Below are 18,069 nucleotides of genomic sequence, written 5' to 3' on the forward strand. Positions count from 1 at the left end.
CCGATTACTGATTGCGGATCGGCAGTCGGTTGACGCTGCTACTTACCGTTCGCCGGCCATCGCCGAGAACAGTCGCTGTTCGAACTCTTCGCTCCCGATTCCGTCCGAGGGACCGATTCCGTTCATGTGATCGAGCGACAGTTGGCCCCCGCCCATCCGGGCGTGCCCGCCGGCGTTTGCCATCGGAATGTCGCTGATCGCGTGGCGGAGCGTTTCACCCATGTGGACGCGGTCGTCTCGAGAGCGACCCGAGAGATGGATCGTCCCGTCGCTCTCGCCGTAGACGACGACGGCCGTGACGCCCTCTAGGTGCATGAGTTCGTCCGCTGCCTGTGGAATCGCGTCAGTGTTCGAGACCGAGCCGACATCACAGACGGCGAACGCCCCTTCGATTCGCTTCTCGGTGATCGCTCTCGCCTTGATCTGCAAGACGTCGTCGCTGACCTGCGGATTCGCCACGCGGTCCAGCAGGTCCTCGTCGATACCCGAAAAGAGCGCGGCGCAGGCGTCGAACTCCGCTCCCGAACACCCTGTCGTCAACTGGTTCGTATCCGATTGAATGCCGTACAACAGTCCCGTCGCGAGTTCCGCTGAGACCTCGAATGCACCGTCTTCGTTGTCGCCAAAATCCGCGCCGATTTCGAGGAGATACTCGACGAGGATAGTCGAGGCCGCACCGTAGTCCGTCCGAACGTCCGTAAACTCCGTTCCCGCACCGTTTCCAGGGTGGTGATCGACGACTGCGACCGGCTCGACGGTCTGTGAGCCGGTGAATCCACGCGGCGTATTGTGGTCGACGAGTACGACCGCGTCGGCGGCGAGTTCAGAACTCGATTCGATCGACTCGAGGTCGAGGTCCAGTACGGTTCGAAACGCCCGGTTTTCCTGGTGGCGAATCTCCCCGGCGTACTGCAACGTCGTCTCGGTTCCAACGGTGTCGGCGATTCGGGCGACGCCCATCGCACAGGACATCGCGTCCGGATCCGGATTGGGATGCATCAACACCGCCACGTCGTCGTAGTTGCTGAGCAGTCGCTGGAGTCGAACGCCGGGAGGGCGCCGAAACCAGCGAACGAGCCACCATCCACCCAAAACGAGACCCACGAAAACGACGACGAGCAAGGACAAGACGAGTGGCTCGAGCGATGTGAGCCACTCTTCGGCCTGATCCGTGAGCAACGCACCCCCCTCGAAAAATGCGTTGCTGACCGATCCACTCCAATCGCTCATTACCTCACTATCAAAACGCACCCCCAAGAAATTACCCCCCGATAATGAAAACTCGCTATCACTGACTATTTCGCTTCGTCAGTCCCTCTCCTCACGGTAGGTATCGATCGCATCACAGTACCCCTCTCGGTACGTTGGGTACACGAACTCGTAACCCAACTCGCGTAATTTCTCGTTCGAACAGCGTTTGCTGGTCAGAATCCGACGCTCGCCAGCGGCCGAAATGTCCGACTCCTCGAGTCGCTCGGCTTTCGTCTGTTTTGGCGGGTGCTCGAGTCCGCAGCGCTCGGCCAGCCAATCTGCGAACTCCCACTTGTGGGCCGGTTCGTCGTCGACGACCTGGACGACCTCGCCTCGCGCACGGTCTTCCTCGAGCAGAAAGCGAACGGCTCCGGCCGCGTCGTCTCGGTGGACCATGTTCAGATAGCCCTCGGTCACCGGCCCCTCCAGATATCGCTCGAGACGGTAGCGTTCGGGCCCGTAGAGGCCCGCAAATCGAGCGACGGTTCCCTCGAAGCCGTACTCGGGCGGATACTCGAGGGCGATTCGCTCGGCCGCCGCGAGCACCTCGGTCTTCTCGGTGGTCGGATCGATCGGCGTCTCCGAACCGACCCACTCGCCGTCGTGATCGCCGTGTACGCCGGTCGAGGAGGTGTACACCAGTCGATCAGGCGAGTGGGTCCGATTGCCGAAGTGTTCGATCACCGTCTCGAGGCCGTTCACGTAGACGTCTCGCGCTGCCTCCGCGCCGCGCCCGCCACTGCTGGCGGCGAAGACGATGGCGTCGACGTCAGCCACGGCCTCGAGTTGTGCGGCGTCGGTCACGTCCGCCTGCACAGCCTCGAAGCCGGCATCGTCGATCAGGCTCACGCCTTCGTCGGATCGACGGACGCCGACGACGTCGTGTCCGCGTTCGGTGAGTTGCCGGCCGAGTTCGAGACCGACGTGGCCACAGCCGAGAATTGCAACGTCCATGCGAAACCTCGTGACTACACGCACATAATTTCGCCGCTCGAGACAGGAATTTCCAAACGTGAGAGAAAATACGGCGATTCCGGACGTCTGTTCCGTTACGGTGCGCCGTCGACGATCACGTACTGGATGTGAACGAACTCCTCGAGCGTCATCGGCGAACGCTGCTCGAGTTTCTGCTGGATCTCCTTCGCGTCGAGTTCGAGTGCGAGTTCGCTCTCGATGGCGTCGACGTCGAGAACGGCCGTCGACATTCCCAACAACAGGTGCTCGCACGCGATGGTCACGAGTTCGTCAGGGGCGGGTTCGTCCGGCTCGAGCGAGTGGATCTGGGCGACGTCCGAGAGGAGCAAGTCGGGGTCGTCGCCGTCATGAATGGCGTCGGCGGCGTTCTCGTCGACGTCGGTTGCTTCGACGACGGTCTCGACGCCGTGTTGGTTGACGATCGATCGGAGGTCCTCGAGGTATTCCTCGCGGAGCCCGGCGGGCGACTCCGGGGCTTGCATCCGTTGCTCGTAGAACATGGGCGACAAAACGGGGATAGTGCTGAAAGGTATTGTTATTGGACGTGGCGCTCTTTCGACGAAACCCATCGTCGACGTGCTCGCCTCGCCTCTCCACCTCGAGTTCGACCTCACACCGTTCGAGGGACACTCTCCAACAGGTTAGAAGTGGATCATGTTCGACATTGCGCTATTCTCCGGAGTTGTTTTCAACCACGATACCGTCGATACGCGTCGGAACAGCTTTTTCCCTCGCGTTCAGTGACGGGTTCAATGGATGACAAGTGGACTGGTGGTTACCTCACAGATCAGGACGAGGGGCCACCGACGGTGCGAACGTGGCGGCCGATCTCGGAGGTCGGTGATCTCGAGCCCTCAACGGCTGACTCCGGCGCGCTCGCCTACCGAACGACCCTCGAGGACCTCCGTCGAACCGAAACGGAGCGTGCATTGGCTACGCTCGAGGGCGACGCCCCTCGAATCGAACTCTGGCTCGGCGGGTCGAATCGCGGCGAGTACGAACCGTTCGCCGGACCGCTCTCCCTCGAGTTCGATCCGGAGACGGAGTCGGAACTGATCGTCGTCTGTGAGTCCGATGGGTCCACCCGTGATCCAGAGTCGACCGGGACGGAGGAGATCGGCGAGGCGAACACGTCCGTTCGCGCCCGACAACCGCCGGGGACCCAGTGGTCCGTCAACGTCGAGGCCCGGCCCCAGACCTTTTTGCGCCGACTCGAGGTACGCCCGCGATTGACTGACGACGGCGGCATCATCGACGTGGAACTCGAGATCGACGCCGGTCGGGCGATCGACGACGCGATCACGCTCTCGTTGCGCCCGGAGGGGTTTCGGGGGAGTGCGGCCATGCAACGGCTCGCAGTACAGGCGGACGCGGGCGAGCGAGTCGTCGTGCGCGATTCGCTCGAGGTGAGGGAGCCGTCGTTGTGGTGGCCACAGGGCTACGGCCCACAGCATCAGTATACGGTGCAAGCGAAACTCGGCGCTGATTCCGTGACCCAGACTGTCGGATTCTGCTCGGTCACGCGCGACGGCGAGGAGGTGCTGGTCAACGGCCGACCAGTTCGCCTTCGCGGATTTCGGTGGCACCCCAGTGGCGATCCAGTTGCGGACATCGAACGCGCTGTGGCCGCGAATGCGAATGTCGTTCGCGTGGGGGCGAACGCGCCACCGGAGGCGCTCTACGACGCGTGTGACGAAGCCGGGGTTCTCCTCTGGCACGCGCTGTCGGCGGACGGATTTGCTGTGACGAACTCGGAGGGGGAACCGAACGCGAAAAGCGACGGGGCTGCAGACGGAACTGCTACGCTCCGCTCGTCGCTCGAGCGACGGGCGTCTCACCATCCGAGCGCCTCGTTGTACGGCGTCACAACAGAACGCAGCCAGCGATACGACGGGCCCTACGAGAGCGGCTTCCTCTCGAAGCTTCGCTTTCGCTTCCGTGCGTGGCGTGTGAGCCCAGCAGACGAGCGAGTCGACTCGGTCGCAGAGACGATTGCAACGGCACTTCCGGAGGAGTATCCGGTCATCTCGCGTGCGGGCCCGCCCGGGACGGACCCCGACGCGACGCAGTTGGCACTCGGGTGGGAGTATCTCGCTGCCGAGGACATCGAGTGGCTCCTCGAGTCGAACCCGTCGCTGGGAGAGACGGTTGCCGGAATCGACGTGGGGACGCTCACTGACGAGGACGTGGACCCGGACACGGTATCGACGCTCGAGTCGGCCGTGCTCGACTGCCGATTCGGTGCAGACGACGGGGAGGGCACACTGGAGCGACAGCAGGCCCGAACGGTGAAGACAGTCGTGGAGGCGCTTCGCCGCCACGAATCGAAGACGCTGGTTGGCCCGCCGATTCGGGATCTCGGCTCCGGCGGTGGGCTCGGCGTCGTGCGCAACGACGGCGAGGAAAAGCCCGCCTATCGGGCACTGTCTCACTCGTTCGAACCCGTCCAGGCCGTCCTCGAGTCGCCTCCATCACCGGGGCCAGTCGGAATCGTGCTCTGTAACGACACGCACGCCGAGCGAGCGGTGACCGTTCGGTGGGCGGCGGGCGAAAACGAGGGAGAGACGACCGTCTCCGTCGGCCCACTCGAGACGGCATCCGCTGGAACGGCCGATGTGCCACGAAATGCCACAGAGGTGCAACTTACTCTACACGACGACGACCGATCGGTCTCGAACCGCTACCATTTATAAGGCCTCGGTTGCCCATGACAACGTCCAACATAGCTCGAGGCGGCTCCTGCTCGCGGTTTTCCGGTCTTTGCCGACCGGTACATTTAAATTGGAAGCGACAGTACGTACAGTTACCAGAACGCCACCGGGGCGCGTATCGCTCGACGATCGATGACAGGAAATCTTATTCACCGAGGTTTCGCAGATCCTGAGCGAACGCTAAACGGTCGCTCGTCTTATCCGACGACACGCTACTCCGAGCGACGGGTACGGGTCACACTCGAGACAGTCGACCGCGTTTTCCGGTGCGGGTATGGCACAGAGGATTGAGTAACACATGGTAGACGAATCGAAAAACATCGAACTGACAGAAGACGACCTCGAAAACAAATCGAAAGGACAGCTCATCAAAATGGCCGGCCAGCTCCGAGATCGACGAAACGATCTCAACCAGATGGCCTCCGAACGAGCGTCCAACCGAGACGACCTGAACGCCGAGACACGCGAAAAGGTCGACGAGGCCCAAGAACACCGCGAAAAACGCGACGAGCTCAACGAGCAAGTCCAGGAGCACAAGGACAGCCGTAACGAGCTCAACGCCGAAGCCAACGAACTCTTCGACAAGGTCGAGGACCTCAAATCGGACATGGAACTCGACGAGGGCAAGGATTTAGAGGAGCTCAAAGAAGAGATCGAGCAACTCGAGTTCAAACAGCAGACGGAGGTCCTCTCGAGCGAAGAGGAGAAAGAACTCATCGAGAAGATCGAGGACAAGCGCGAGGAGTACGAAGAGCGCAAGGGAAAACTCGATCAGAACGAGGATCTCGAGGAGCTCGTCGAGGAGGCTGAAGAGGTCCGCTCGGAAGCGTCCCAACACCACCAGAAGGTGACGGAACTCGCGGACAAGGCCCAGGAACATCACAATCAGATGATCGAGGCCTACCGCGAAGCCGACGACATTCGTGACGAAGCAGACGATATGCACGAGTCCTTCGTCGAGGCCCAGGAGGCCGCCGACCAGCACCACGAGGACTTCGTCCGCGTCCAAAAGCGCCTGCGCGAACTGGACAAGGAAGAAGAGCAAGAGCGCAAGTCCGAGCGCGACAAGAAGAAAGAAGAGGCCAAGGAGGAAGCCGAGGAAATCTACCAGAAGTTCAAGGAGGGCGAAACCCTCGACACCGAAGACCTGATGAAACTTCAGAAGACGGGGCTACTCTAAGTCAGGTTCGTCTACCGGTAGTGCTGGCGATATTGCCTATTTTCGGCGAGTTTTGATCTGCGACTGTTACTCGACACGACACGGTTTCACTTCGTCCACCCTCCACCGTTGAGTCGGACCGATGACTCCTGAACGACGGACCGGTTAACACGCAGTATACTCGAACAATATCGAGTATCAGTTCTGTTCTACTGCCATTTGCGACTGTCTTTTCACTTCGTGTGAACGAAGTGAGCCGTTTTGTACGCACTCGTATTCTGTGTGATACATCATGACGATGGGAGAGAACAGACCTGCATCGGCTGTGGAGGCGACAAATCAGGAAGTACTCATCGAGTTCTACGGTGAATTCAACATCGCAGTTACGAGTCTCGATGAAGACGACGAGTTAGCTGAAACGCTCCACAGAGACATCAGCTGGGAGATAGTAACGACCGGTGACCGAACCGAGGCAACCTATAACGGGATCGACGCCGTGATCGAACGTATCGTGTCGTCAGCTCGCGAGACAACGGACCACCTCCAGGCGCTCCCAGAACGGGTCATCGACGCCGGTGAGACCGTGGTCGTCGAGGGTGCGTACGTCGGGACTATCGACGAAACGTCGTTCGACACGCCATTCGTCCATATCTTCGAACTCGAGGAGGGGCTCATCCACCACTGTCGAGCGTACGCTGAATCGCCAATCGAACGGGCCCCACTCGATCACGCCGACGCGGTCGACCAGCGTCACCCCCGGAACTGACCGCCTGAACCAAAGTATCCACCGCATACCCATGACAGTCGACACGAACTCACTAGACATGCACCGACACGAAACTGACGCAGGTGTCCTCGTTCCCGGCATCGGCGCCCCGAGTACCGTCGCCTGTTTACGATCGCTTCGCCCGCGAGGGATTCCGACAGTCGTCGCTTCGGAGACGGCGGAGACGCCAGCAGCGTCCTCGACGTACTGTGACGACTTCGTGCGCGTACCCGATCCGAGAGCGGACTTGCACGCCTACGGCGACGCACTGCTCGAGCTCGCGAACAGACCGGACGTTCGAACGATCATCCCGGTTCGCGAGGAGGACGTGTACGTCCTCGCGAACCGCAAGGACGCATTCGCCGAGGTCGTCGAGACGAACTGGCCCGATTTCGAGACGCTCCGGCGAGTCCAGGACCGCGTCGAACTGTTCGCTGCGGCCGATGCGGCGGGCGTTGCAGTGCCCGAAACCGCGGTGTTCGACCAGTGGGACGATTGGGAGCAAGAAACGATCGTCAAGCCGCGATATACGGTCGCCGCACCGGCGTACCTCGGTTCCAACACCGACGTCGAGTCGATCGGTTCCACGGAGTACCAGATACCGGGCGCACCGCCGGATCCACAGGCACTCGTCGAGGAACGCGGCCACATGCCACTCGTACAGGAACGAATCGACGACTCGCGGGAGTTTGCCTTCTTCGCACTCTACGACGAGGGCAAGCCGGTCGCGACGTTCCAGCACTGCCAACGTCGCGGGTGGAAGTACTGTGGCGGTCCGAGCGCCTACCGCGAAACTGTCTACGATCAAGACTTAGAGGACGCTGGTAGAGCCATCCTCGACGAACTCGAGTGGCACGGCCTCGCGATGGTCGAGTTCCTCCGCGATGAATCTGACGAGGAGTACAAGCTGATGGAGATCAATCCGCGCTTCTGGTCGTCGTTGCCGTTTTCAGTCCGTGCAGGTGCTGACTTTCCGTACTACTACTGGCAGCAAGCACTCGGCGAACCGATCGAGGACGACGCGAGCTACGAGGTCGGGATTGGTGGGCACTTACTCCGCGGCGAACTCAGTCACGTCCACAGCGTGTTGACGGAGGAGTATCCGATGGTCGAACGGCCGTCGCTTCCGTCGACACTCGTCGACGTCGCCGCCTCGCTCGTCCGGGAGCCGAGATTCGATTACGCCGTTGCCGACGACCCGGCTCCGTTCTTCCAGGACGGACTGAACTTGCTCCGCGCGTTCCGAGAGAGTCGATCAGACCCGGAACCGGTCGTCGAGGACGAGAACGACCGTGAACGCTCACGGTCGAACGAACTCCCCCAAATAGAACCGCTCGTTCGAGACGACGACGAGGCGGAGCCGCCGTCCCCGACATCGCAGGGAATTACACAGGCATCTCACCAACTCGACGACTGATACGGACTACCGGAGCTGTGTACCGGTGTGACTGCAGACGGGTCGCGGTTGCCCCGTCAACGACGGACAGCAAACGTATAACCAACTAACGCAGGGACACTGCGTCAGGAGACTCGAGGGTCGTCGGCCTCGAGTGTTGGCGGACGTTTTCGAGCCGACGGAAAAAGAGGTAATTCCGGAACCACCAGTGCTTAACGGGTGCCAGATGGACGATAATGTATGACTCGAGGTGTGCGAAATGGTTAGTGCTGAAGGGCTTGGTCGACTGGCAATCGTCGGAATCGGCGCAGCAGTGTTCGCTGCGGTTGGAATCGCGCTCTTCGTCGTCTATCCGGCGACACTTACGGAGCTCCTGGGCGTGCTCCTCGTGCTCGTCACCCTCGTCTTCGGGCTGCGAATTGCGAGTAACATCGCCCAAACGCTGTTTCCGGGGTACGACGTCGCCGAAGTCGCCGTCGACGGTCCGATTTCTCGAGACGGCGGGGGTGGACGCATGCCGACGGGCCCACAGTCGACGCCGGCGGACGATATCGTCGAGCAGATCGACCGTGCCGACGAGGACGGGAGCGTAGACGCGTTGCTCGTGAAGCTGAATACGCCCGGCGGCGAAGTCGTTCCGAGCGACGATATTCGACTCGCAGCCGAGCGATTCGACGGGCCGACTATCGCCTACACGACCGACGTCTGTGCCAGTGGCGGCTACTGGATCGCGAGTGGCTGCGACGAACTCTGGGCGCGCGACGGCTCTATCGTCGGCTCGATCGGCGTCATCGGCTCTCGAGTCAACGCGAGCGACCTCGCCGAAAAGGTCGGTCTCTCCTACGAGCGATTCGCAGCCGGTGAGTACAAAGACGCCGGCACGCCGCTCAAAGAACTCGAGGAAGACGAACGCGAGTACCTCCAGACGCTGATCGACGACTACTACGAGACGTTCGTCGATCGAGTGAGCGACGGCCGCGACTTAGACGAGGAGTTTGTCCGCGAGACGGAGGCTCGCATCTACCTCGGCGAGGAGGCCCACGAGATGGGGCTCGTCGATACGATCGGCACGCGTCGGGACCTCGAGGACGAACTGGCGGAGCGACTCGACAGACCCGAGGTTTCGATCGAAGAGTTCGAGCCCGAACGACCGTTGATGGCTCGTCTCGGCACCGGTGCACAGCAGGTAGCCTACGCCTTCGGAGCCGGTATTGCTGGCCTCACAGACGATCGAACGTTCCGACTCCGACTCTAACCGCCGTTTCGCCCGTTAGTCAACCGAACGAGTAAGTGGTTTTATCGTCGCACAGAATGCATCGACTACCGTGACTACGCTGGTCGTCTGTCTCGATCGAACCGACGACGTTGGCCGCAGGACCGGGCTGCGGTCGCCGATCGTCGGTTGGGAAGCGATCCGCGCGCTCGTAACCGACGTCGGACTCGCGGATCCGGAGGACTCCGGAGTCAACTCCTTGCTCGAGACGTTACGCGTCGCCCAGAACTTACGCGACGAGAACGAGTCGGTCGTCGCCGCCGTCGTCTCGGGAGACCGGGAGTCGATGGTCTCTGCAGACCGATCCGTCGCCTCCCAGATCGACGAACTCGTCGCCACCCACGATCCCGACTCGGCCGTCGTCGTTATCGACAGTGCGGAGGACGAGCGATTGGTTCCGATCGTCGAGAGTCGCGTACAGGTCGACTCGGTCGACCGCGTCGTCGTTCGACAGGCTCGCGACATCGAATCGACGTACTACCTGCTCAAGCAGTTCCTCGCCGACGAGGAGCTTCGACAGACCGTGCTCGTCCCGATCGGGCTCACGTTGTTGGTGTTTCCGATACTCGCGACGGTATTCGGTCCGGCGGAGGGAGCAGCGGCCATCACGACCGTTATCGGCGTCTTTCTCCTGTACAAGGGATTCAACGTCGACGATCTGATCACGCGTGCAACCCATCAGGCTCGAGAGGCGCTGTACTCGGGACAGGTCTCGGTCGTCACCTACGTCGTCGCCGCCGGATTGACGCTCGTGGGGGTCTTCGCGGGGATGCTGGGAGTTTCGAACCTCGACGATCCAGCAGGTATTTTGACGCCAACCGCCCAGTTCGCGTTCGACAGCGTCATGTGGCTGGCGATGGCCGCGCTGACGGCGAGCGTCGGTCGATTGCTCGACGAGGCCATCAGTGACGAACCGATTCGCACGTCGTTTCTCAACTTACCGTTTATCGTCGTCTCCGTCGGACTCGTCATCCGCGGGTTTTCAGCGTACTTCCTCGAGCAACAGGGCGTCATCGGTCCGCTCGAGGTGCCGGCGTACGAACTCGGCGCGGTCTCGAGTGAAAGTTTCGTCGTGACGGCCAGTGAACGGCTGGTGGTGTTCGTCGTCCTCGCCATCGTCGTCAGTCTCCTCGGGGCGAAAGCGGCTTCGTCAATCAGTACGACTCGAGACGAGAGCGAATCCGAACGGTCAGCAAGCACAAGATCGACAGCACCGAACACTGAGGTGGCTGGGGACGCCGACGCACCCTCCGGACTCACCGACGGCGGCCCTTCGAGTAACCACGACTCACCCCGTGCGGAGAATTCGGACGACACCGACGTCTCCCACCGCTACGGATCTGGACCGGACCAGCCTTCCGAGCCGGACGACGACACCGACAGATCTGAGTGAGAGGCAGGCCGACTCGTCATCCCTTTACTCGTGTGTGCCCAGCGAGTGTATATGAGCGACGCAGACGGGACGTGGATCAGCCTCTTTTCCGGCGGAAAAGACTCCTCGTGGGCGCTCCATCGGGCACTCGAGGAGGGACTCGACGTCTCACACCTGGTCACCGTTCACCCGTCGGGTGACTCCTACATGTATCACGTACCGGCCACGGATCTCGCCTCGTTGGCGGCTGACAGCACCGGAATTCCCCTGATCGATGTCGAACCTTCCGATTTCGAGGCCGAGGGGACGGTCGATTCGAGCGCGCAGGGTGATGCGGAACTCGAGCCACTTGAGGCCGCACTCGTCGACCTCGATCGGGAACTCGAGGGGGGGATCGCTGGGGTTACGGCCGGTGCCGTCGAGAGCGAGTACCAGACGAGCCGGATCGAAGCGATGTGTGACAGGCTCGGCTGCGAGCTGTTCGCTCCACTCTGGCAGGAAGATCCGCGCGACCTCGTCGACGCGATGCTCGAGGCTGGCTTCGAAATCGCGATCATCCAGGTCGCAGCCCACGGGCTCGACGAGTCGTGGCTCGGCAGAACGCTCGACCACGACGCGATCGAAGCACTCGAAGCCCTGAACGAGGAGTACGGCGTCCATATTCTGGGTGAAGGGGGCGAATTCGAAACGCTGGTTCTGGATGGCCCGCACATGGCGCGTCGAATCGACCTCGAGTACGAGACCGAGTGGGATGGAACGCGCGGACGGTTACAGATTACTGACGCGCGACTCGAGTGAGGACGACGGTGCTCGAGTGAGACCCACGCTGAACGTTATCGTCCGCGAGTGAGCGACGCGACCGAGCGGTTTTTTGGTCTCTTCGCAAACGGAGTGAGCGAAGGTCAGCGAGAGCGATGCTCTCGCCAGACAGATTGTTGCGTGAGTGGTGGTGAACAGCGTGAACCACCCGAACGGGACACGGTGGGACGAACGCGTCGACCGCTTGGACGTTTCATGCGACGGCCGAATCGCTATGCCGTGTGGCGGTGAGGACACCGCCTGCATGATCGAGTCAGAACGCGACCTCTTCGTTCACGAGTTGCGCGAACTGTATCACATCGAACGCGAACTCGAGGAGCTACAGGCACAACTCGCCGAGTCAGCCACCGACGAGGACCTCGAGGAGTACTACGCTGCCCACAGCGAGACGACGACCGACCAGATCGCCAGACTCGAGCCGATTTTCGAGGGGCTACAGGCGGAACCCGGCCCCGTCGAGAGTTCGTCGCTCGACGGCTTGCGAAGCGAACGCGAGGCGATCGTCGAGGACCTTATGGACCCCATTCTAGGCGATCTCACGGATGCGGAACTCGGACGGGCGATCGAACGCCTCGAGATCACGAAACTCGAGACGCTGTTGACGCTCGCGGATCGAATGGATCTGCCCGGCGAGATCGTCGATCCGCTGGAACAGACGAAACGAGACGCAGAACAGGGTCTCGAGCAACTACAGCGGATGCCGATGTAATCGAAGACGAGCGCCAGTGTACCAACTCGGCAGTTGGTGTTTTTCGTGCGTTACCGATCTCCTTCAGACACATTCAATCAAAATGAATATATACGAATAGTAACTATTTTCGAGTGAATGAACTCGAGACGCGACGTGTTGGGGATGGGAACGAGAGTAATTGGGAGTGCAACGATGGCGGCACTCGCGGGCTGTAGCGATCTCCCCGTCGTCGGCACCCACACCGACGAATCGCTCGATTACAGGGAGTGGACGTTCGATCCGGAAACGCTCGACGAACCGAACATAACGGTAACGGCGATCGACATCGAGACGCTTCTAGCCGGGGACGACCCCTACGGCGAGGATGAACTTCGGGAGATACTCGAGGGAACGTTCCACGACGAACTCGACGCAGACGATGTCGAATCGTTCGTTTCCATCGCCCCTCTCGAGATTTTGGCCGGATCGTTCGATGCCGCTGATATCTTCGAGGCGCTGGATGCAACGTCTGAATCGGGCTACGAGGGGTTCGACGTCGCGTTCGACGAAGACCGCGAGACGATGTTCGCGTCCAACGGAACGTTCCTCGTTGCCATGCTGGGGGCCGCTTCGCCAGACGACGCGAGTCGCGAGGTACTCGAACTCGCGATCGATACGTACAACGGCGACGAAGCGCGCTTCGTCGACACGAGCGACGATTTCGCGCGGATAACCGACGAAATTGAGGCGGGGACGCACACGACGATAACCGGATACGCCGATTCGTCCCTCGAGGACGAACCCGACAGTTCCCCAGTCGCGGACGCCTCGGTCGCATCGGTCGACGGCGAGGAGGCGGACGTCGATCTCGCCGTCTTGTACGCAGACGAGGAGTACGCGGACAGCGAACGACTCGAATCCGAAATCCACGCAGAACAGAGCGGAGACGAAGTCGAAGTCGAAGACAGTGACGTGGATGGTCGACTCGTTAGACTCGAGTACGCGATGGCGGCCGAGGACTACCTCTGATCGACCGCTCTATCTCGACACGAGCGGACGACGCCACCGCAGCGCGACTCACTCCGGTTTCTCTGTCGTTTCGTGGACGGCTGCGGTGGCTCGCTTCGTCTCCTCGTCGGTAAATGCACACCACGCCAACCGGTCGATCTCGAGGGGCGAATACGACGAGACGAATGACAGCCACTCGCCCGAAGCGATCGTTCGGGCGGTCGTCGACGTATCGAGGGGTGCGGAGTCGAGTTCGGCAATCACCGATTCAATCAACGTGGTGACCGTCGATGTCGGCCTGATCGTCTCGACGCCGGCGAGTTGGCGGAGGTACTGAAAGCTCGAGGGGCCGACACCGGAAATCGAGCCGATCGGGTCCGAATCGTAGCGATAGTGATCCGCGGAACTGGCCCAGCCGACTAGCGATTCGAGGTCGCCCTCCTCGGGGCGTTCGGCGAGTACGCGTGCGGCCTCGAGCAACACGGTTCGATTTCGACGGACGGTGAACACCTCACGGAGGTCCTCGTCGTCGATTTCGAGTGCGGCGAGCGAATCGAACGAATCGACGCGATCGGTCTCGACGAACGTCGCTTGGAATCGTTCGACGGCAGGCTTGACACCGCTGATGAATTGTTGACCAGTCGTCGAGGCGGCGACCTCGGCTACCAGGAGTCGCGGTTCGTCGCCCGTCCACCGGCGGTACTCACGAAACTCTGTCGCGCGTTCCTCGCCCGAACTGGTAGTTGCGTACTGATCGAGGATATCCTGAACCGCCTCGCTCATGCTCTCTTCCTAACACGTCACACGGGAGACGTATAGCTGTATCGCCACACTACGTCTCGTCACCGCTCTCTGGCACGGATCCCGGTTCTTCAGCAAATCCGTAAAACGAGAGGTCAGCGAAATGTCTGCGTTCCGACTACTACGGCGAGCCGTTCGTGATCGTCGTGTGGGCACCGATGAGTGCGCCTGCGAGGTCTAAATCCTCGAGGTGGGTTCCCTCGTCGATGATCGACCGGCGGATGTCACCGTTTTGGACCGTCGCCGACGGGAAAATTACGGCGTGCTCGAGCGTCGTGTTCTCGAGAGTAACGTCGGCCATCACGTGTACGTTGTCGCCGACCGAGACGTTCTCGAGAGAGGCCGAATCGGCGATCAGCGAGTCGCCGTCTAAGTGCCAGGCGACGGCGTCGAGGTAGCTTTCGGGAGTGCCGATGTCGAACCAGGCACCTTCGAACGTGTAGGCGTACGTCGGTTCGCGATTTTGCAGCCATTGAACGAACCAGCCGGGTTCGTCCGGATTGTTTCCCTCCTCGAGGTACGTCGACAGCAGCGAGAGCGAGTCGCGGGGAAACGCGTAGCAGGCGATCGAGACCAGCGTGCTCTTTGGCGTCTCGGGCTTTTCCTGAAAGTCCACGACGCGGTCGTCCTCGAGTTCGACGAGGCCGTAGGATTTCGCTTTTTCGCGCGAGCCGACGTCGTAGGCGGCCAGCGTCGGCGAGCCGACGCTCTCGAAGTAATCCAGAAAGTCGGAGACGTCGAAACTGATCAGATTGTCGCCAGCGATGACGAGCAGGTCGTCGTCGACCTCCTCTCGCTCGATAAGCTGGGCGAGTGCACCGACGACGCCGAACTTGTCGTCTTCTTCGTCCGTCTGTTCGATCGAGAGCGTCGGTTTCTCGAATTCGCTCGAGGCCAGGTGTGCTTCGAAGTCGGCGGCGAAACGCTCGTTGGTGCTGACGTACACTTCATCGATTCGCTCGTCCGCCTCGAGTTCGGCGAAGATACGGTCGATGACGGTCGATTCGCCGATGGGGAGGAACATCTTCGGCCGGTGTTTCGTAATCGGCCACATCCGCGTTGCGTACCCGCCGGCGAGGACGACGGCTTTCATAGCCCGAGTATTCTGCTGGGTACGGTAAGTGGTTTGTCCTTTCAACGGTGAGTACGCCAGCGAGCCTTACAAAGCAAGAGACGTAAATGCCCGCCGGCCGTTTGCTCGTGGTATGCGTGAGGCCGACGAAACGACGCGACAGCGATTGGCCGGTGCGCTGAGAGCGGAGCCCGCGACGCCGAGTGAACTGGCCGTGAAATTGGACTTGACACCCGAGTCGGTCCTCCGTCACGCCGAGCACGTCTCCCGTTCGATCGACGGCGACGAAACCGACGAACAATTCCTCGTCGCGCCGCCGACGTGTCGTGAGTGTGGGTTCGACTCGTTCGACGACCTGTTGAACGTTCCGTCGCGTTGCCCCAGTTGCAAGAGTGAGTCCATTTCCGAACCGGCGTTCACGATCGAGTAACACGTCACGGCGAAGAACAGATCAACGGCCGATGACAACCTGAAACGGATTCGGTACTAATATTTAGTGCGACGCCGAGAAATCGGTACGAACCCTCGACTGCAGAACGGGTGTGGATTCCCCTAACCGTCACGCTGACACCCACTATCGACCCTTCATCGGGTATCCGCCTGCCTCGAGCGGTCCGACGGAGAACATGTATGACTGCTACGTCCCATTCCGAGAGTGACTGTGTCGAGTTCGCGCTGACGATCCTCGACACCCTCGAGACATGCGAGACGACGGCGACGACTGTCGACGAGGTGTTTCGTCTCCTCGCTGAACAACGCCGACGGCTACTCGTCGACGTCATGCGGACGTTCGGTGAACCGATTACGCTACCGGACGCCGCCGAGGAGGTCGCCGTTCGTGAAACGGGCAAACCCGTCTCGAGCATTTCGGCCGAACGCGTCCACGAAGTCTACATCTCCCTGTATCATGATCACCTCCCGAGACTCGTCGATTCCGGCTTGCTCGAGTACGATCAGGAACGGGACATGGTCTTTCCCGCTGCGCTCCGGAATCTCACATTTTGACGTTCGACGTCGACGTGAGGTCGTCATCGTCGTCGATCGGCCCGTGGCCGACGAACTCGTACGCTCCATCGGAAAAATAAACCACACCGTCAGCGACCGTAACCTCGAGTTCGGTGAGGTACGCCCCCTCGCAGGGACCGTACGTACACTCACCGGAGTGACTATCGAAGTACGCGCCGTGGTTCGCACAAATCAACTCTCCGTCTCGTATCGGTGCACCCGATCCTTTGTCGATTTTGATGTGGGTCAGGTGTTGACAGTAGTTTAGCCAGCAGGTGACATGTGGTTCTGCTCGACTATCGTCTGCGCTGTTCCCGTCGTTCTCGCCGCCCCTGCCGTCCTCGCTGTGTCCGTCGGTTTCGCCGTCTCCGTCGCCGTCGCCCGCATCACCGTTCGTCACAAGGATCGCTTCTCGTTCGTCCTCGCCGTCCGTCACGCGAAAGAGAACCGTCGAATCCGCTGGAATGTCCTCGAGTGCGACGATTGCGCCGTCCATTGGCGCGTCGTTTTGGGTCACCGCCCCTGAACGTTGCGATGTCCGTCGTCGCGTGGCGCGTCGACGCGTGGACGTTCTCCTCACGCTCACCCGTCGAGTGTCTGACGCAATTTTAACACCTCGAGTCACCAATCATCGTCTATGAACTCCCTCCTCGTCTACGGCTCGTACGGCTATACCGGCCGACTAATCGCGCGTGAAGCCGTCTCTCGAGGAGGGACGCCGGTTCTCGCCGGGCGCGACGACCGCAAACTGACTCGACAGGCGACCGACCTCGGCGTCGAGAAACGCGTCTTCGACCTCGACGGTGACGTCGCCTCCAACATCGAAGCGTTCGACGCCGTGTTGAACTGTGCAGGCCCGTTCGTGAAAACGGCCGAACCGCTCGTCGACGCCTGTCTCGAGACGGGAACCGACTATCTCGACATCACGGGCGAGTTTCAGGTCTTCGAACGACTGCGCCATCGGGACGAGGCGGCCAAAGATGCGGGCGTCACGTTGCTCCCCGGCGTCGGCTTCGAGGTCGTGCCCTCGGACTGTCTGGCGGCGTTCCTCCACGAACAGGTGCCCTCGGCGAGCACCCTCACACTCGGCGTGAAGGGGAACGGGCCGCTCTCTCGCGGAACGGCCCGGACGTTCGTCGACCAACTCGGCACGAGCGGCGTCGTCCGTCGAAACGACCGGCTACTCGAGGTGCCACTCGCGTTCGACACGCGCGAGATCGATTTCGGTGACGGGCCGGAACATACCGTAACGGTTCCCTGGCCAGACGTCGTCACCGCGGCACACACCACGGGAATTCCCTCGATCGAAGTGTACGCGTCCGTGCCCAGTGTTGCTCCCCACGGAATGGCGGCCGTCGATTCGCTGGGGTGGCTCCTCGAGCGACGACCGGTCAAGGACGCGCTCGAGCAACTGGTCGATGCCACCGTTGACGGACCGAGTCAACGCGAACTCGCGACTGACACGGCGACCGTCTGGGGAGAGGCGGTCGACGAGGCCACGGGCGAGCGAGCGAGTGCGCGAGTTCGGACGCCGAATCCCTACGCGCTCACGACGACGGCGGCCGTCAGCGCTGCCACGCGGTTGCTCGAGGGAGCTGGTGAGACCCGAGACCGCGTTCCGAGGGGCTTTCAGACGCCGGCGTCGGCATTCGGCTCCGAATTCCTTCTCGAGCTCCCGGGCACCGAGCGCGAACTCCTCACCGCCCCGAATACGTCGAACGAACCGGAGGCGACTGCACTCGAGTCCGACGACTGAGTAACACTCGAGTTCACCAACGGGAACTGTCCGCC

18 protein-coding genes are annotated in these 18,069 nt (G+C 61.3%); 12 read left to right on the forward strand and 6 right to left on the reverse strand.

Annotated elements, in window-relative coordinates:
• Window positions 1–42: 42 nt before the first annotated feature.
• From BLW62_RS02860 to BLW62_RS02870, 3 genes are all read right to left on the reverse strand, one after another.
• Window positions 43–1,230, reverse strand: a complete 1,188-nt coding sequence (locus BLW62_RS02860) for a DHH family phosphoesterase (RefSeq protein WP_090504893.1) — start codon at window positions 1,228–1,230, stop codon at window positions 43–45.
• 78 nt (window positions 1,231–1,308) lie between these two features.
• Complete coding sequence (locus BLW62_RS02865; protein WP_090504896.1) at window positions 1,309–2,205, reverse strand: SDR family oxidoreductase; 897 nt, start codon at window positions 2,203–2,205, stop codon at window positions 1,309–1,311.
• A 95-nt stretch (window positions 2,206–2,300) separates the two neighbouring features.
• Complete coding sequence (locus BLW62_RS02870; RefSeq protein ID WP_090504899.1) at window positions 2,301–2,726, reverse strand: DUF5791 family protein; 426 nt, start codon at window positions 2,724–2,726, stop codon at window positions 2,301–2,303.
• Window positions 2,727–2,978: 252 nt separating this feature from the next.
• Here BLW62_RS02870 and BLW62_RS02875 point away from each other — a divergent pair, with 252 nt between their 5' ends.
• From BLW62_RS02875 to BLW62_RS02915, 9 genes are all read left to right on the forward strand, one after another.
• Entirely contained in the window at window positions 2,979–4,919 is a 1,941-nt protein-coding gene (locus tag BLW62_RS02875) for a glycoside hydrolase family 2 protein (protein WP_090504902.1), read from the forward strand.
• Between the two features lie 316 nt (window positions 4,920–5,235).
• Window positions 5,236–6,117 carry a coiled-coil protein gene (locus BLW62_RS02880; RefSeq protein WP_090504905.1) on the forward strand — a complete coding sequence of 294 codons (882 nt, stop codon included), beginning with the start codon at window positions 5,236–5,238 and terminating at the stop codon, window positions 6,115–6,117.
• Window positions 6,118–6,388: 271 nt separating this feature from the next.
• Window positions 6,389–6,862: a nuclear transport factor 2 family protein gene (locus BLW62_RS02885; RefSeq protein WP_090504908.1), complete on the forward strand. Its 474-nt coding sequence runs from the start codon at window positions 6,389–6,391 to the stop codon at window positions 6,860–6,862.
• A 58-nt stretch (window positions 6,863–6,920) separates the two neighbouring features.
• Entirely contained in the window at window positions 6,921–8,279 is a 1,359-nt protein-coding gene (locus tag BLW62_RS02890; protein ID WP_175459665.1) for a carboxylate--amine ligase, read from the forward strand.
• Window positions 8,280–8,517: 238 nt separating this feature from the next.
• A complete protein-coding gene (sppA, locus tag BLW62_RS02895; RefSeq protein ID WP_090504911.1) occupies window positions 8,518–9,513 on the forward strand; it encodes a signal peptide peptidase SppA in 996 nt (331 codons plus the stop codon).
• A gap of 70 nt (window positions 9,514–9,583) precedes the next feature.
• The gene (locus tag BLW62_RS02900; RefSeq protein ID WP_090504914.1) at window positions 9,584–10,924 is read left to right on the forward strand and encodes a DUF373 family protein; all 1,341 of its coding nucleotides are present in this window, start codon (window positions 9,584–9,586) and stop codon (window positions 10,922–10,924) included.
• A 51-nt stretch (window positions 10,925–10,975) separates the two neighbouring features.
• Window positions 10,976–11,701: a diphthine--ammonia ligase gene (locus BLW62_RS02905; protein ID WP_090504917.1), complete on the forward strand. Its 726-nt coding sequence runs from the start codon at window positions 10,976–10,978 to the stop codon at window positions 11,699–11,701.
• A gap of 160 nt (window positions 11,702–11,861) precedes the next feature.
• Window positions 11,862–12,431: a DUF892 family protein gene (locus BLW62_RS02910; protein WP_245726652.1), complete on the forward strand. Its 570-nt coding sequence runs from the start codon at window positions 11,862–11,864 to the stop codon at window positions 12,429–12,431.
• A gap of 117 nt (window positions 12,432–12,548) precedes the next feature.
• The gene (locus tag BLW62_RS02915) at window positions 12,549–13,421 is read left to right on the forward strand and encodes a hypothetical protein (RefSeq protein WP_139305369.1); all 873 of its coding nucleotides are present in this window, start codon (window positions 12,549–12,551) and stop codon (window positions 13,419–13,421) included.
• Between the two features lie 48 nt (window positions 13,422–13,469).
• Here the strand turns inward: BLW62_RS02915 and BLW62_RS02920 are convergent, their stop codons facing one another.
• Window positions 13,470–14,183, reverse strand: coding sequence for a hypothetical protein (locus BLW62_RS02920; RefSeq protein ID WP_090504923.1), 714 nt, complete (start codon window positions 14,181–14,183; stop codon window positions 13,470–13,472).
• A gap of 139 nt (window positions 14,184–14,322) precedes the next feature.
• A complete protein-coding gene (locus BLW62_RS02925) occupies window positions 14,323–15,294 on the reverse strand; it encodes a nucleotidyltransferase family protein (protein WP_090504926.1) in 972 nt (323 codons plus the stop codon).
• Window positions 15,295–15,406: 112 nt separating this feature from the next.
• On the opposite strand from BLW62_RS02925, the gene BLW62_RS02930 reads away from it, so the two are divergent.
• Entirely contained in the window at window positions 15,407–15,703 is a 297-nt protein-coding gene (locus BLW62_RS02930; RefSeq protein WP_090504929.1) for a transcriptional regulator, read from the forward strand.
• Between the two features lie 200 nt (window positions 15,704–15,903).
• Complete coding sequence (locus BLW62_RS02935) at window positions 15,904–16,278, forward strand: DUF7344 domain-containing protein (protein ID WP_090504932.1); 375 nt, start codon at window positions 15,904–15,906, stop codon at window positions 16,276–16,278.
• Here BLW62_RS02935 and BLW62_RS02940 read toward each other — a convergent pair.
• Window positions 16,268–16,774 carry a Rieske (2Fe-2S) protein gene (locus BLW62_RS02940; protein WP_090504934.1) on the reverse strand — a complete coding sequence of 169 codons (507 nt, stop codon included), beginning with the start codon at window positions 16,772–16,774 and terminating at the stop codon, window positions 16,268–16,270. The two genes, BLW62_RS02935 and BLW62_RS02940, sit on opposite strands and share 11 nt — an antisense overlap.
• A gap of 141 nt (window positions 16,775–16,915) precedes the next feature.
• Between BLW62_RS02940 and BLW62_RS02945 the strand changes: the two genes are divergently transcribed.
• A complete protein-coding gene (locus BLW62_RS02945) occupies window positions 16,916–18,034 on the forward strand; it encodes a saccharopine dehydrogenase family protein (RefSeq protein WP_090504938.1) in 1,119 nt (372 codons plus the stop codon).
• The last annotated feature ends 35 nt before the right edge of the window (window positions 18,035–18,069 follow it).

This window comes from Natronorubrum sediminis, assembly GCF_900108095.1.
In the GTDB taxonomy this organism is placed as follows: Archaea; Halobacteriota; Halobacteria; order Halobacteriales; family Natrialbaceae; genus Natronorubrum; species Natronorubrum sediminis.

Coding starts and splice junctions, on each gene's coding strand:
- BLW62_RS02865 (WP_090504896.1), bottom strand. CDS start 2,205: ATGGACGTTGCAATTCTCGGCTGTGGCCACGTCGGTCTCGAACTCGGC.
- BLW62_RS02945 (WP_090504938.1), top strand. CDS start 16,916: ATGAACTCCCTCCTCGTCTACGGCTCGTACGGCTATACCGGCCGACTA.
- sppA (WP_090504911.1), top strand. CDS start 8,518: ATGGTTAGTGCTGAAGGGCTTGGTCGACTGGCAATCGTCGGAATCGGC.
- BLW62_RS02930 (WP_090504929.1), top strand. CDS start 15,407: ATGCGTGAGGCCGACGAAACGACGCGACAGCGATTGGCCGGTGCGCTG.
- BLW62_RS02885 (WP_090504908.1), top strand. CDS start 6,389: ATGACGATGGGAGAGAACAGACCTGCATCGGCTGTGGAGGCGACAAAT.
- BLW62_RS02875 (WP_090504902.1), top strand. CDS start 2,979: ATGGATGACAAGTGGACTGGTGGTTACCTCACAGATCAGGACGAGGGG.
- BLW62_RS02920 (WP_090504923.1), bottom strand. CDS start 14,183: ATGAGCGAGGCGGTTCAGGATATCCTCGATCAGTACGCAACTACCAGT.
- BLW62_RS02890 (WP_175459665.1), top strand. CDS start 6,921: ATGCACCGACACGAAACTGACGCAGGTGTCCTCGTTCCCGGCATCGGC.
- BLW62_RS02860 (WP_090504893.1), bottom strand. CDS start 1,230: ATGAGCGATTGGAGTGGATCGGTCAGCAACGCATTTTTCGAGGGGGGT.
- BLW62_RS02915 (WP_139305369.1), top strand. CDS start 12,549: ATGAACTCGAGACGCGACGTGTTGGGGATGGGAACGAGAGTAATTGGG.
- BLW62_RS02935 (WP_090504932.1), top strand. CDS start 15,904: ATGACTGCTACGTCCCATTCCGAGAGTGACTGTGTCGAGTTCGCGCTG.
- BLW62_RS02870 (WP_090504899.1), bottom strand. CDS start 2,726: ATGTTCTACGAGCAACGGATGCAAGCCCCGGAGTCGCCCGCCGGGCTC.
- BLW62_RS02905 (WP_090504917.1), top strand. CDS start 10,976: ATGAGCGACGCAGACGGGACGTGGATCAGCCTCTTTTCCGGCGGAAAA.
- BLW62_RS02940 (WP_090504934.1), bottom strand. CDS start 16,774: ATGGACGGCGCAATCGTCGCACTCGAGGACATTCCAGCGGATTCGACG.
- BLW62_RS02925 (WP_090504926.1), bottom strand. CDS start 15,294: ATGAAAGCCGTCGTCCTCGCCGGCGGGTACGCAACGCGGATGTGGCCG.
- BLW62_RS02880 (WP_090504905.1), top strand. CDS start 5,236: ATGGTAGACGAATCGAAAAACATCGAACTGACAGAAGACGACCTCGAA.